We start from the raw sequence: 15789 nt of genomic DNA on the forward strand, positions 1-15789 counted from the left end.
GGCTTGGTTGCCATCAATCGTATTACCAGCGGTGTAGACATCAACGCTGCTGGTAACGCTTGCGGTTTTGCCTTGGGCTAAATTGGTTTGGGCGTGGGCGATGCTGGTGGCCAATGAGCCGATTAAACCCAGTGTGCTAATTAAAATACTGTTTCGTAAAAAACTGCTTCGTAAAAAAATGTGCCGGGGCACAGCGACTTGAGTAGCGCTTGAGGTTTTCATGCGGTTGTCCTCTTGTTATTGGTTGTTGTAAAGCATCATAAGGTGTAAAGCATGGATTGCTGTGAAGTGTCAGCCAAACACTACATGTGCTGACATACGGCATCACAAATGAAATGTAAAAAGTATTCAGGTGTCTGGTTGTGAACTACAGATCGAATTGTTTACCGCTAACTCGCATTTTTTATTGTTATGGATTGGAGCAAAAATATCTTAATGAGAGAAAATAGCTTGTGTCTAGATGAAAACCAGTGTTTTGAAAATCTGAAATCGATTTCTTTTTTTGAAAACGTTTGCACTTTTTGGATTTATCGACAGGGTTCACTTTTTCATTTTAGTGGGATGATAAAAATCGTGATGAAACAATGAGAGGCGGTTGCTTGATGATCTCTTACCTGAAATCGTTTTCAGAAATTTGAAAACGATTTCTTTTTTAAAAACAAGGGTTTGTCGCTGGACACTGCATTAATCCTGATATTAAATTGAAAACAGCCGGCGGGATTTTTCTTGCAGGAGTAAGCTGTTTTAACGTTTGCAATACAATAAATTAACGTTCTATTTTATATGTTGCGATTTTTATGTGTGGCAGCTTTTTATGTTTTAACAAATATAAAATTAAACGTTTTTTAAATGACCAATAAAAACTGAATTATAAAAAAATCAATCCATTATCAAGATTAAAAAAGCATGAAAAAAATACTTATGATCTTTATTGCCTCCTGGGTTTCCAGTGCGGTTGCTGCCCAGGCTCCGGCTGCCAGCATTTCTTCGCCATCAAAAACATTGGGTGTCAATTTTTACCTGTCTGCAACGGGTGAGCCCAGCTATAAAGTGTTTTATAAAGGTAAGGATGTAGTAGCCGATTCGCGTTTGGGCTTTGATCTTAAAAATCAGGCAGACATGGCAAACGGTTTTAAAGTGGTATCCACCAAAGCGACACGCGTTGACCAAACCTGGGAGCAACCTTGGGGTGAAGAGCGTTTTATTCGCAACCATTACAACCAGCTGCGCGTTGCGCTGCGTGAGGCCAGTGGTGCCAAACGCAAAATGGACGTGGTATTCCGTGTTTATGATGATGGTATAGGCTTTCGCTACGAATTTCCCAAGCAGGCATCAATGGAGTCGCTGGAGATTCTGCATGAATTGACGCAATTCAATATGGCTGCCGACCATGCCGCGTGGTGGACACCCGCACAGGCGGGCAACCAATACGAATATCTTTATAAGCAATCACCCATCAGCAAAATGGGATTAGTGCATACGCCTGTTACCATGAAAACGGCCGATGGTTTATATATCGCCCTGCATGAAGCAGCGTTGCACAACTATTCCACTATGAATGTTACCGGAGCTAACGCGGGCAACATTAGCGCAACATTGGTGCCTATTTCTAAAAATATGCCAACGGCAGTGAGGCTTCCAATACCTGCGGTCACACCATGGCGCACGCTGCAAATAGAAGAATCAGCAGCGGATTTGATGACTAATTATTTAACGCTGAACTTAAACGAGCCGAATAAATTGGGTGATGTTTCTTGGATCAAGCCTGCCAAATATGTGGGCATCTGGTGGGAATTGCATTTGGAAAAAACGACATGGAAATCAGGCGAGAAGCACGGCGCAACCACAGCAAATACCAAAAAATATATTGATTTTGCAGCCAGGCACGGATTTGCAGGCGTGTTGGTAGAAGGTTGGAACACTGGTTGGGATGGTGAGTGGTGGCTGCCTGGCGGCGGCAATGCATTTAATTTTTATACGCCAATGCCTGATTTTGATGTGGCGGAGTTGAGCCGCTACGCGCAACAGAAAGGCGTTTATATTATTGGCCATCATGAAACCGGTGCGGCGATTGAAAATTATGAGTCGCAACTGGAAGACGCTTTTGCCTTTCTTGAGCGCTATGGCATGAAAGCGGTAAAAACCGGCTACGTCGAAACCGGAGAGGAATTGGTTAATGGTTTGTATCACCACGGGCAGTTTTATGTGAATCATGCGCAGCGCGTAATTGATATCGCGGCGAAACATAAAGTTGCCGTAGTGGCTCATGAAACAGTGAAGGATACCGGCGAGCGCCGCACCTATCCCAATATTATTTCACGCGAAGTAGCGCGCGGCCAGGAATACGATGCATGGTCTGCTGATGGCGGTAATCCTCCTAATCACACGGCAATATTACCTTTCACCCGTATGCTATCCGGGCCGATGGATTTCACTCCTGGTGCATTTGAACTGACGCTGCCATCGCGACCAAAAAATCAGGTAAACACAACACTGGCCAAACAACTGGCGCTCTATGTCGTGATTTATTCACCGGTGCAAATGGCATCGGATTTACCTGAGCATTACGAGCAGCACCCGGATGCATTCCAATTTATTAAAGACGTAGCAGTGGATTGGGAAACTACCCGTCCATTAGGCGGTGAAATCGGTGAATATGTGGCGATAGCGCGTAAAGCGCGCAATAGTGATGACTGGTTTGTAGGTGCATTGACTAACGAAAGTGCGCGCACATTGGAAGTGAAGTTAGACTTCCTTGATGCAGACAAGCAATACACTGCGCGCATTTATCACGATGGCAAAGATGCCCACTACGCAAAGAATCCGGGAAGTTATGGAGTTAAAGAAATGGAAGTCAAAACTGGCGATGCGATTTCATTGCAACTGGCTCCCGGAGGTGGTGCTGCCATCAGTTTGATCGCCAGATAGTTGTTTTAAATTGTAAGTTTGTATTTCTTGTTTTTTGTTACCCGTAGTCTCTCCCTTAGCTTGGGGCAGTGGTGAATAGTCATTTGGGGATGTGTCTTCCCTGAAGCGCTGAGGTATCCCGCTGCTCCTTTTTTGCCAATTGTTAACACTCATTACTTTTTTGTAAAACCCGCCGCTTTTCCCGCCAAAAAATGCTAGCCTTTATTCGCTAGACACAGCACAAAAACCAATAACAAAAAATCAGGGTCGTTAAATGATTGGAATCAAAGAGATTGCCAAAGAGGCAAAAGTATCTCCCGCTACAGTATCGCGTGTGTTGCGCAACCCCGAGCTGGTCACCGAAGACAAGCGCAATCGTGTGCTGGAAGTTGTCAAGCGCACAGGTTATACACCCAATAGCCTTGGCGTCAGTTTGCGAATGTCCAAAACCTATAACCTGGTGGCTATTATTCCCGATGTAATCAGTGTGTTTAATTATCCGGTTATCCGCGCGATTGAAAGTATCGCATTGGAAAAAGGGTATTCGTTGCTGCTGGGTGATACACAAGAAAAGGAAAGCCGGGAGCGATCGTTTGCCAACATGGTACGCTCGCGTCAGGCCGATGGCATCTTATTATTTTGTTCGCGCCTGCCGTTTGATATAGACCCGGAAAAACCGGTTGCCGAACAATTGCCCCCACTGGTTAATGCCTGTGAACCCGTCGGTGTTGACGGTATTCCCAGTGTCAATATCGATAACGCTGCCGCTGCTGAAGATGCGGTCAACTATTTGTTAGGCTTGGGGCACAAACGCATTGGTGTGATTGCCGGCAACATGAGTGTGCCCAGTACCCAAAGCCGTATGGAAGGCTACAGACGAGCGCTTACCAATGCGGGTATTACGTTTGATGAACAGCTGGTTCAAATTGGAAATTACGCATTGAGCGGTGCAGCTGAAGCCACACGAAAACTCGCACAATTGGCCAACCGGCCTACGGCTATTTTTGCATTCAGCGATGAAATGGGCATGAGCTGCATGTCAACATTGCACAAAATGGGTTTTAAAATTCCACAAGATTTTTCAGTGATGGGCTTTGATAATATTCGCTATGCCGAATATTGCAGCCCATCGCTGACGACGATAGCGCAACCGATGACGGAAATTGGAATTGCCTGCATGGAATTGTTATTGCCGCAGCTCAATGGCGAGCCAATGACATCGGTCCACCGGATTTTGCCGCACGAGTTAATGGTGCGTGAGAGCACTGGCTTGGCACCGCAGCTGATTTAATTCTAATTTGTGCTGGAATTGGTTCTGATTGACTTTTTTATCGCTTCTTTGGTTGGCGGATTTAGTAGTGTCCAGTTTTTTACTCGCGGATTAAAAAATCCACACTCTTCATAAGCGCGCTGGATAATATTTTTTTGTTCCAGTAGCGCTATGCCTTTTTGTAGTGCAGCAAATATTGCCTCACCTTGCGGATGTTTTTTACTGACAGGCCAGTGGCGGCTGCCAGGCAAACCAACTTTCACGCCAGGAATAGGCACCAGTTCCAGATTATCAACTACCACTTTCATTTCCGGGTTGGGCTGAAACGGGGCGAGGGTAAAATCAGCGCGTCCTGCTACCACCATACGTACTATTTGCACCCAATAAGTTGAGTAATGAATTTTTTTCACGCCCAATGATTTCAAGGTGGCGACATCAGCTTTCCAGTGATTGTTGGATGCCGCACTTAATTGGCTGATGTGTTTGCGGGTGGTTGCGGCAAGTGCGTGCTGGTTGGTTTTACGGGTGTAAAGCCCTGCGATAAATTCGCCCTCTTTGACCAGCGCAGAAGTTGTGAGGAACGAATCGGTATCCGGTTCAATATCGGTGCGCCACATAAGTGCACCGGAGACAGGGATCTGGCCATCTTTGATTAATTTCAGAACACGCAAATAACTATTTTCGGGTCGGAATATCACGCGGCCTTTATATCCACCCAAATGTAACGCCTGCTGCAAAAGCACCAGTTCAATGACATCGCGGCGCGCACCGGCGCCACCGTAATAATCAATAGTGAGCGGATCGCGGTTACCCACAAATAATTGATAATCCGCAATAATATCTTCATCCGCTGCAGCGATAATGGTGTTGGCTGCTGTACAGGTAAAAGCGAACAGCAAGCTACATACGCTAAACAGTATGCCTAAAATATTTTTCAACAGGTTTCTCCTTGGAAAGCGTAGTGACCAGAGTCTCCCCAATTCCTGTTGAGGTTGTATTGCTACAAATGCCAATAGTAGTTATTAATAGTTATCTTGATTTTTAATATTCTGCATAATTTCTTTGCAGAATAACGTTTAGTGCATGCTTATGTCACTATCGTTGGTTTGCCTGAATTTTGCAATCGCAGTGGGCAATGAGGATACACTGCCGTCATGCAGCCCAATATCGCACTATTGTGATAATAAAATATAATTATGAAAAATAATGGTAGGTCAGCAATCAAATATTGAGGCTGTAAAGTGTTGTCCATACAGGGGCGGGTTTCCAGGTGGCAACCCAGCGAGGAATGTCTGCGGCGGGCATGGGGTGTGCAATGCCATAGCCTTGGGCTAATTCGCAGCCAAGAGGAATTAATAATTCTCCGTGAGCAATAGTTTCCACGCCTTCCGCAATTACCTTGCGGTGAAATGCGTTGGCAAGGCTGATAACTGCTTTGACGATTTCCAAATCGTCCGGGTCATCGAGCATATCGCGGATAAACGTCTGGTCAATTTTTAAAAGACCTGCCGGTAAGCGTTTTAGATAAGTGAGCGATGAATAACCCGTACCAAAATCATCCACGGCAAAACTAACGCCCAGTGCGCGGCACGCGCGCATTAATTCAGCTACTTCTGCGATATCTTTCAGTGCACTGGTTTCAACGATTTCCAATTCCAGAAAATCAGCAGGTACATCCGGATGCATGGACAAATGTTCAGCAAGACGCACAGCAAAATTGTTTTGTTGTAATTGCATAGCACTGATATTGACGCTGACAGGAATGTTTAATCCCATCAGCCGCCAGCGTGAAATTTGTTGCAGTGCATCATTAATAATCCAATCGCCCAGCTCAATGCTGAGCGGATGGTCTTCAATCACCGGCAAAAACGCTGCGGGCGCTAGCAGCCCTCGCTCGGGGTGCTGCCAGCGAACTAGCGCTTCGGCACCAATCATGTCACCGGTGCGCATATTTACTTTCGGTTGGTAAAACAATACAAATTCTTTTTTATCCAGTGCTGCGCGAATGTGTTCCAGTGTTTCGCGTTGGCTTTTGCTGGCAATATCTTTGGCTACATCAAACAAGTGGTAACAATTTTTCCCTGCTTGCTTGGCGATATACATGGCTTGGTCGGCGTGGCGCAATAGCTGGTCTGCATCAGCATTGTCCTGCGGATAGAGCGTGGCCCCCACACTGGCGGATACACGCAAAAATTGTTGATTGAGCATGGTGGGTTCTGCTGCTACTTGCAGCAGTCTATTTAACACAACCTCATAATCTTCAGGGCGTTCCAGATCGGCCATCACAACCACAAATTCATCGCCACCTATGCGCGCAAGCGTGTCGCTTTCGCGCAATGCCTCTTTCAAACGATGGGCAATATTCACCAGCAACTGATCGCCCATGTCATGACCATATTGATCATTGACTGCTTTAAAACCATCCAGATCAAGATAGACCACTGCGAGTGAGCCGTTTTTGCGATGGCAATGGGCAATCGCGTGTTTTAATCGGTCGGCGAGTAATACGCGGTTAGGCAAGCCTGTCAGCGCATCGTAATGTGCAATATATTCGAGCTGCCTTTGATGCTCTTTTAGTGGCGTAATGTCGGTAAATAAATTGACATAATTTTGTGCAACGCCGTGAATATCCTGAACCGCGCTGATGGTCATCAAGGCGGCGTAGACTTCACCATTTTTGCGTTTGTTCCATATCTCGCCATGCCAGTCACCCGTGCTCAGTAAATCTTTCCACATGGCGGCAAAAAATTCTTTATCGTGAAGACCCGATTGCAAAAAGCTTGGATTTTTGCCAATCACTTCTTCGCGTGGGTAGCCGGTGATCTCGGTAAAAATATCATTGGTTTCAATAATATTTCCCGCTGCATCGGTAATTAATATGCCTTCATTAGCGTGGGTAAATACACTGGCCGCAAGATGCAAGCGGGATTCTGCAAGAGATTGCTCAATTGCTACGGAGGTTAGTTTTGCTTCACTTTCAATCAAGCGAATTTCTGCATCCGATGGATTGCGGCTGTGCTGATGATAAAGCGCAAAGGTGCCGAGCACTTTCCCCTGCGCAGAGAAAATAGGTTGCGACCAGCAGGAATGAATATTGATCTGCTTTGCAATGTCGCTGAAAGCCTGCGTCCAGGGGTGTGTATGCACATCTGCCACAATGACCCTGTGGCCAAAATAAGCAGCGCTACCGCAAACTCCCATGCCTTCACCAACAGGCAAACCATTAATGGCATCGATAAAAAAATCAGGCAACCCATGTGATGCGGCAACGTGCAAATGTTTTTCATCGCCATCCAGCAACATAATGCTGCAAAAACTGTCTGGTAAAAGTATTTCAATATCCGTTGCCAGAGCAGTGAGGATTTCATTCAGCTCGACTTTAGCCAGCAGCATTTCCAAAATTCGGTTTTGGTGTTGATGTCGGCGCTCGGCTTGTTTGCGTTCACTAATGTCTTGATAAATTCCGGTTAGCCGCACGACTTTTCCATTTTCCATATGCGCAGTGCAGGTGGTTCGTATATCAATTTTTCGGCCTTTAAACGTGTATTTTTCAACTTCAATGTCAAACACTTCACCAGTATCCATTGCGCGCCGCAATGCTTTGGCAATGCGCTCGCGTGAACCTGGTGGGTACATGGTGAAGCCTTCATCCAGACTTGGGGTGTATTCTTCGGGAGTAGTGTCGTGAATGGCGTAGGTTTCTGTGGTCCAGTAAATGCGGCGTGTTGCTACATCCATTTCCACTCCGCCCACTTTGGCAATGCTTTGCGATGCTTCCAGTATGCGTGTATTGGTAAGCAGGGCTTCCAGTTGTTGATGTTCGAGCACGCTAAGTTCTTCCAGTTTTTGTTGCAGGTTTTGTAATTCGGTACGCTGTAAATCCAGCGCAAGGCGATATACCCGCAGTTCGCGCTCTGCCAATTGCAAGGGCGTTAATTCAGGTAAGGAAGTGCCGCGTAGCGGATGCAGTTGCTCCAAGGCGCGGTGATAAAATTCAGAACTGTCGTTTAATACTTTGGATGCCATAATCCAGATCCATTCCTTCAGTCAAAACTCTCCTGTGCGGTTGCACCTTGAGCGCTAGAAATATAGCAGTGCAAAGCGATGCTGTCGAAGTACTTCAAAATTCTCTTGCATAGGCAGATTTGTTGTTAGATCAAAATGATTGAGCGCAATAAAAATTACTGTTTTTTCTCCATAAATAAACAGATTTTTATCGCAATATGTAAATTAGGCGTGGGTTTTAATAACCAGGTTTGTCGGTGTTAAATCGGGTGCTGTAATACGCTGTAATAAAATAAACGCTAATGGTAATAGGGTGGGTGTTAGAAGTGGCGTAGTTCTACATCTTTGGGGCATCAAAATGCAGCACTCGCCAATCTGTTAGCCAATCCACATTTCCACTATCTACCACATCGCTTGTATTGACCTGCCCACCTCATCCCAATAGGGTGTGCGCCGTCAACGCTTTGCCCCCGGGCATGGACGAATTTTCCGCAGCTACAAGGAGTTGCCGCATGCAAACTTTTGCACTCAAACACCGCGCCCAACTGACATGGGAAGACCTTCCTTTTGTGGAAGCCCCTGTGTTTGCACATACTCATATTATGCAGATGCTGAACAATCCCAATCATTTGTGGATGCGCATCGAGCATCTTCAGGAATTTATCCGCACCGAAATTGGTTCCTATAACTCGCTAAGAAATCACGACTACGCCAATAACCAAATAGAACACCTGATCGGCAGTGGCCTCTATTTTAATGTGTGCCGCACCGGAAAGCCTTTTTGCGCGGCTTTCACATGGCAAGAAGATCCCGAACACCCACACAAAGGTTTTTGGGTCGATAAACTTAACTACTACTGGCGCGCATCTACAGCAATCAAAAATCAGCTTATGCTGATTGCTAATCAATGGCATAGATTACAGACGCAAGATAATTCTGATGAAAACTCACTTGATGAGTGGATCTCTAAAACAGATGCAGTAGCTTACGCTGCTGATCCTTTTACTGCGAAGGGAATGAAATCTGGTTATGCACTGAGTTCACCGGAGCAGTTGAAATATATTTCGCCGGTTACGGAAAAATCAGAAATTGAATCGGTGGATTATTTGGGGATTGTGGATGAAGTTTTGATGAAAGTGGGTGTGGACTCCGCACAGGTCATGTGTCCTCCTGCTAGCTCACCACCTAATCCCTATAAGGATGTGCTGGATTTAATTGCAAAAGGTGAAGGTGGCTATAACTCTATGAATAATGGGACTCGCAATAATAAAATTATCAATAGTACACATAATGCAAGTATTTATCTTGGTGAAGATTTAACTGAAATGTCACTGGATGAAATTATGATAATGCAGCAAGGTACTATAGATAGCGGGCGTAAAATATTTGCGGCAGGACGCTACCAAATGATTCCAGGAACGCTTAAGTCTGCGGTTCAATCCAGCGAGTTAGATCCGGACATCAATTTTACCCCAAAAACACAAGATCAATTGGCTATTCAATTAATCGAAAAAAGAAAACCTCTGGTGGATTACTTACATGGTAATCACGATGACATTAATGCAGCAATGCTCTCTATGTCAAAAGAGTGGGCTTCTATTCCAAATCCTGCCACCGGTGATAGTTATTATGGCAATGGTAATAAATCCATGCATACAGTGGATGAGGTTAAGCAAGTCCTGATAAATACAAGGAACACTCTAGCTAGAGCAAAATGACTATACTGCAATTCAGCTTTTGTATAATTTTTAAGGTGTTTTGATGCTATGAATTTTAAATTCAAAATTTTATCATTATTTTTAATTTTAAGTTTTTCATTTAATTCTTGTTATGCTGAGCCTGAATTTGTCGCAATAGATAAGTTGGAGGCTCCGCACTTTTCTTCAGGTGAGCCTTACTCTGCTGTAAGAGAAAAGTTAATAAATGAAGGCTGGAGTCCAGTTATATCTCCTGATTCAGATGTTTGTATTGATGGCGATGTGCGGTGCGCTAATCGTCCTGAAATGGAGGCATGCTCTGGTTCTGGCCTTGCTCCTTGCAAATTTGTCTGGAGTAAAGATGGCTATAATCTAAACGTGTTTACTGTCGGTGTGGATGCTACCGATGAAGGAGATGCAGCGTTTGATTCTTTGGAGATTGTTGACCTGCATTCGAAAAAATAAAATTTATTCAAAGCTCCCGGCCTCGCCGGGAGCTTTTAAGAGTTACTCCGCTTTCTTGCTCTCTTGTTCTTTCTTCTCGTAATAATCTTTTAATACAAAAAACGCTTTTTTCTTCTGGCCTTCGTTGGAGAAAACGCCTTTACGGTTAAAGTCATCTTGAATGCCATCTAACAGACGACGTGGAGAGCGGAAGTCGGCGAGGATCCAGGGGGAGGTGCCGACGTAGCCGTCGATTTTGTCGATCATGCCCAAGCTCTTGATGTAGAGATTTTCCTGGAATTCTTCAGTGAAAATGGTATTTACATCGCCATGATAGCCATAGCGTGCGCCACCGCCGAATTCGCTGATGAATACCGGTTTGTTGTAGTTAATTTCCCATGTCACTTTGTCTGCTTTCTCTGGCAGGCCATCGTACCAACCGATGTATTGATTAAAGCTCACCATGTCCACTATGTCTGCGAGCGGATCTTCTACAACAGCGATGTTCGGGTTGTCACTGCGGTAGTGTTTTTCCATCGCGGCACTTAATAAGCGGGTGTTATCCAATGTGCGTGCGGTTTTGGCGAGGCGACCGAGAAATTGGTTGCGCGCTTCTGATACGGGCGTTTCGTTAGCGAGCGACCAAATAATAATAGCGGCGCGGTTTTTGTCGCGCTCGATCATTGCGGTTAATTGTGCTTCTGCGTTTTTATAGGTCTCTTCATTTTTCCAATTAATCGTCCAGTAAACCGGAATTTCTGACCACACCAATAAGCCCATTTGGTCTGCAAGGCGCACCATGTCTTCGTTGTGCGGGTAATGGGCGAGGCGCACAAAGTTTGCGTTCAGGTCTTTTGCCCAGTTCAATAACGCTTGCGCTTCTTTGGCATTTTTAACGCGGCCACCGCCTTCGGCAGAATATTCTTCGTGTACCGAAATACCACGCAAGAACAATGGTTTGCCGTTTAACAATAATTGTTTGCCTTGGGTGGTGATGGTGCGCAAACCGATGGTGTCGGTGAGTTTGTCTTTGCCGCTGGTAACTTGCACGGCATAGAGTTTTGGATTTTCCGGTGACCAGAGTTGTGCATCAGGTACTGCGAAAGAAAACGTGGCATTGCCGTTTTTATCGGCCGTTAGTGTTTGCTGGATTTTTAATTCAGGCAAGCGCAGTTGGATTTTTTCACCGCCTTTTGCACCGTCTAACAATACTGAACCGGAAACCGTTTTTTGCTCTGGCGATGTGAGCGCAATTTTATAATCGCGGATAAAGACTTTCGGAACATTCAGCAATTTTACTTCACGGGTGATGCCGCCGTAATTCCACCAGTCGGTGTTGAGTGTGGGTACGGCATCGGCGTGACGTTTGTTGTCTACTTTGATAATCAGTGAGTTGTCTTTGGATTTAAGTTTTCCCGTCACTTCGTAATGAAAGGGCGTAAAACCACCGACGTGTACGCCGAGTTTTTTACCATTCAGATACACATCTGCACGGTAATTGATGGCAGCGAAATAAATAAATTGACGATCAGTTTTGCCGGCTTTGGGGGCATCGAATTTTTTGCGATACCACACACTGCCTTCGTAGTAATAGAGTTTTTCGTTTTGGGTATTCCAATCGCCTGGCACTTGCAGGGTATCGGCTTTATCAAAATCGTATTCAATTAAATCCGACGGTTTTTTTGGTTTTGAATCGGTAAAGAAGGCGTTTACCGACGGATTTTCCTGTTGGTCAAACGGTTCGTAGCGATAGTTGTAATAACCGTTTTCGTAAGGATCGACGATGATTTTCCATTCGCCGTTCAATGACACTGCATCGCGTGTGTAGGCTTGTAATGAAGAGGGTTCTGCCGCAGTGGCAAATGCGGTAAACCAGACGCAACTGAATAGTGCGCCAAGTGAAAATAGTTTCATGGTCTTTTCTCTGTTGACGGTGATCTTATGGTTTATGTGTGTGCTTGTCTGTGCAAGCTAGGTGTCAGGTTCAGTAGAAAATTGCGGGTACGGTGAACGGCATGAGTGGGTGGTGGTTGAATAATGGTTTGATTCTGCATGCTTGTATACCAGCAGCCACAATTCTAGTCTGGTTTGTGTTGTGACTTTAAGCCGGGAGGGGGTAAATAATTGTTAACCATCCATTGATGCCGAATGCTCGGCATCAATGGATGGTATTAAATGCAGACCGTGTTAATTACGGTGCGTGTTAATTACATTGGGTGTGAGTTACAGCGACGCGCTAAACGAAGCTAGTCAAAATACCTTGTGCATTGGAACATTAGTGGGCCGCAGCCTGTGAACCTGTTTTGTGCAGCCCCCAATTCCTTACCTTCTCCATATACAAATACACCACCGGTGTGGTGAATAAGGTGAGGAATTGGCTGACGGCCAAACCGCCGATAATGGTGATTCCAAGCGGTGTACGCAGCTCTGATCCCTCATTGAAACCGAGGATCAGCGGCACCGCGCCAAGCAGACCCGCGAGGTTGGTCATGAGGATGGGGCGCAAGCGGATCATCGCCGCTTGATAAATGGAATCGCGCGAGGAAAGCCCTTCGTTGCGCTCCAGCTCCAGCGCAAAGTCGATCATCAGGATCGCGTTTTTCATAACGATCCCGATCAGCAAAAATAACCCGAGCATCGCAATCAAGCTAAACGGTGTATCGGTCAGCCAGAGTGCGAGCAGGGCACCGATTCCCGCCGAAGGCAGGGTGGACAAAATGGTGAGCGGGTGGATGGTGCTCTCGTACAAAACCCCCAAAATCAAATAGACCGCGAGCAATACGCAGGCGATAAGCACGGCCGGATTTTGCGCCATACCCGGTACGCTTGGCCCCCAACCGGGGCGGCTGCTGCCTGACGGGGCGAGGTAGACTTCTTTAGGCATCATCAATTCGGCGACTTTGGCTTCAATCGCGATGCGCGCCTGCTCCGCCGTTACACCTTCCGCCAAGCCATAACCAATACTTTCCGACACAAACTGGTTGCTGTGGCGCACGCGGTCTTCGGCCAGGCCGTAATCAAAGCTGGAGAAGGTTGAGAGCGGCACGCGCTTGCCATCGCGGGTGATGACTTGTAATTGGTTCAGCACTTCCGGCGTGGCGGTGTAGCCGGGTTCCAGTTCCATCACCACGCGATATTGGTTCATCTCCTCATACATGGTGGAGACTTGCCGCTGCGAGAAGGAGTTATTCAACAGACTGGCGACGGTGGTCATGTCTACACCCAAGCGCTGCGCGGTTTCACGGTCAATGGTGAGGTTGATTTGCTGGGTGCCTTCCTCGCGCACGCCGTCAATTTCGGTGAGCTCTTTCATGCCTTCCATCGCGGTGGTCAGTTTGGCTGCCCACTTGTACAGCAAGCGGATATCGTCCGACAGCATCATCACTTCATGCTGGCTGCGGCTGAACGGCGAGCTGAGGCGGATATCCTGGTCTGGCCCCACCATGAGCATGGCACCGGGAATGGTCGGGATCTCGCGGCGGATGCGGTCGGTCACTTCCATCACCGATACTCCGCGTTCTGCCATGGGCTTGAGGCTGATGCGCATCCACGCATTACTGACCCCGTTGCCGCCACCGCTTGCGCCGAACACATCTTCAACGGCGGGGTCGGCCAGCAGGACTTTGCGGAATTCCTGGATTTTGGGCTGCATCAATTGGAACGAAAAACCGTCATCGCCGCGTATCCAGCCGGTCATTTGGCCGGTGTCTTGCTCGGGCAGCATGGTTTTGGGAATGGCGATGTACAGGTAAATATTGATGCCGATCACCGCGGCGAGAATCAACATCACAATACGGCTATGGCGCAGCGCCCAATCCAGCGCGACGGCATAACCTTGTTTGATGTCATCAAAAATCCCCGGTTGTTGTTCTTTCTGCGCCGCACTTTTTGGCTCTGCTTTGAGCAGTTGGCCGCACAGCGCCGGAGTGAGGCTGAGCGAGATCACCAGCGAAATCAGCATGGCCGCCGCGAGGGTGATGGAGAATTCGCGGAACAGTTTTTCTACCACGCCGCCCATCAGCAGGATGGAGACAAAAATCACCACCAGCGTGACGTTCATCGCCAGTAGGGTAAAGCCGACTTCGCGCGCGCCCTGAATGGCGGCCTGAAACGGCGGCATGCCTTTTTCGATATGGCGTTTGATGTTTTCCAGCACCACGATGGCATCGTCAACGACCAATCCGGCAGCGACAATCAAGGCCATGAGCGACAGGTTATTGAGCGAGAAGCCCCACAGGTACATCACCGAAAACGCACCGATAATCGCGACCGGAATCGCCAGCGTCGGGATCAGCGCACTCTGGGCGCTGCGCAAAAACAGGAACACCACGCCGACAACCAGCAGCACCGCGACCGCAAGTGTGATCTGCGCTTCTTTGAGGGTGGCGCGGATTCCGGGCGAGCGGTCCATCACCACTTTTAATTGGGTATCACCGGGCATAAGCGCGCGCAGGTTGGGCAGTTGCGCGTTGATGGCATCGATGGTTTCGACAATATTGGCACCGGTCTGGCGGCTTACCGTCAGCGTCACCGCAGAGCTGTGGTTGTGGAAGCCGTCGGTATAGCGGTTTTCTACCGAATCGCTCACGGTGGCTACATCGCGCAGGCGCACCGGGCCTGCATCGCCGTAGCGGATCACCAGATTCTGGTAATCCGCCGCAGTGCGCAGGGTTTCGCTGGTGTACACCTGCCAGCGCGAATCATCTTCTTCCAGTATGCCCAGCGGGCGCTGCACGTTGGCGTTGCTAATGGCGTTGCGCACTTCATCCAGCGCGATGCCGTAGCTGGAAAGCATATTGGGGTTCAGTTGGATGCGCACGGCAGGCAGTGATGCGCCGTCGATCCCCACTTGCCCCACGCCTTTAATCTGCGCCAGTTTTTGCGCAAGGATGGTAGAGGCGGCATCGTAAAGCGCGCTGGGCGATAAATTGGGCGAGCTGAGTGCCAGCGCCATAATCGGCGCTTGCGATGGGCTGACTTTGCGATAGCTCGGGTTGCCCGGCATACCGGCGGGCAATTGACCGCGCGCCGCATTGAGTGCGGCCTGCACATCGCGCGCGGCGGAATCCAGATCGCGGTCAAGGGTAAACTCGACCCAAATAAAGGTAGAGCCTTGGGTCGAGTTGGAGTTGATCGCCGTTACCCCGGGAATACTGCCAAGTGCGCGCTCCAGCGGTGTGGCCACCGTCGATGCAATACTTTCAGGGCTGGCACCGGGCAGGGCGGCAAAAATCTGTACCGCCGGAAAATCCACCTGCGGCAGCGGGGCGACGGGCAACATGCGCCAGGATAAAAGCCCGAGCAATACAATCCCGACCGCCAACAAACTGGAAGCGACCGGGCGTTTGATAAAGGGTTCTGCGATATTCATTTATGTCTCACGTAGGTTGGTGGTGAGGAACGAACCCCAACATGACCATCTCGCCGCGCCAACCAGAACCCTAATGGAGCCTTGAATAACGTTTT

Annotated in this window: 9 protein-coding genes; 4 read left to right on the plus strand and 5 right to left on the minus strand. The window is 47.7% G+C overall.

All coding sequences use genetic code 11. From position 1 onward, the window contains the following. Positions 1–222, minus strand: a 222-nt coding sequence (locus tag B2739_RS06920) for a hypothetical protein (RefSeq protein ID WP_331345135.1), incomplete at its 3' end; no start/stop codon positions are given. Positions 223–906: 684 nt separating this feature from the next. On the opposite strand from B2739_RS06920, the gene B2739_RS06925 reads away from it, so the two are divergent. Beyond that, positions 907–2928 carry a glycoside hydrolase family 97 protein gene (locus tag B2739_RS06925; protein WP_331345136.1) on the plus strand — a complete coding sequence of 674 codons (2022 nt, stop codon included), beginning with the start codon at positions 907–909 and terminating at the stop codon, positions 2926–2928. 253 nt (positions 2929–3181) lie between these two features. Beyond that, positions 3182–4198 carry a LacI family DNA-binding transcriptional regulator gene (locus B2739_RS06930; RefSeq protein WP_331345137.1) on the plus strand — a complete coding sequence of 339 codons (1017 nt, stop codon included), beginning with the start codon at positions 3182–3184 and terminating at the stop codon, positions 4196–4198. Positions 4199–4200: 2 nt separating this feature from the next. On the opposite strand, the gene B2739_RS06935 is transcribed toward B2739_RS06930, so the two are convergent. Further along, entirely contained in the window at positions 4201–5115 is a 915-nt protein-coding gene (locus B2739_RS06935; protein WP_331345138.1) for a hypothetical protein, read from the minus strand. Positions 5116–5398: 283 nt separating this feature from the next. After that, positions 5399–8203: a sensor domain-containing protein gene (locus B2739_RS06940; RefSeq protein ID WP_331345139.1), complete on the minus strand. Its 2805-nt coding sequence runs from the start codon at positions 8201–8203 to the stop codon at positions 5399–5401. 491 nt (positions 8204–8694) lie between these two features. Between B2739_RS06940 and B2739_RS06945 the strand changes: the two genes are divergently transcribed. After that, on the plus strand, positions 8695–9900 hold the full coding sequence (locus B2739_RS06945; RefSeq protein ID WP_331345140.1) for a hypothetical protein: 1206 nt from the start codon (positions 8695–8697) through the stop codon (positions 9898–9900). 48 nt (positions 9901–9948) lie between these two features. Beyond that, positions 9949–10344 carry a hypothetical protein gene (locus B2739_RS06950; RefSeq protein ID WP_331345141.1) on the plus strand — a complete coding sequence of 132 codons (396 nt, stop codon included), beginning with the start codon at positions 9949–9951 and terminating at the stop codon, positions 10342–10344. 42 nt (positions 10345–10386) lie between these two features. Here B2739_RS06950 and B2739_RS06955 read toward each other — a convergent pair whose 3' ends face one another. Next, on the minus strand, positions 10387–12237 hold the full coding sequence (locus B2739_RS06955) for a glycoside hydrolase family 2 protein (protein WP_331345142.1): 1851 nt from the start codon (positions 12235–12237) through the stop codon (positions 10387–10389). A 361-nt stretch (positions 12238–12598) separates the two neighbouring features. Then, positions 12599–15694, minus strand: coding sequence for an efflux RND transporter permease subunit (locus tag B2739_RS06960; protein ID WP_331345143.1), 3096 nt, complete (start codon positions 15692–15694; stop codon positions 12599–12601). Positions 15695–15789: the final 95 nt, after the last annotated feature.

The sequence above is a fragment of the Cellvibrio sp. UBA7661 genome (assembly GCA_002483365.1).
Taxonomy (GTDB): domain Bacteria; phylum Pseudomonadota; class Gammaproteobacteria; order Pseudomonadales; family Cellvibrionaceae; genus Cellvibrio.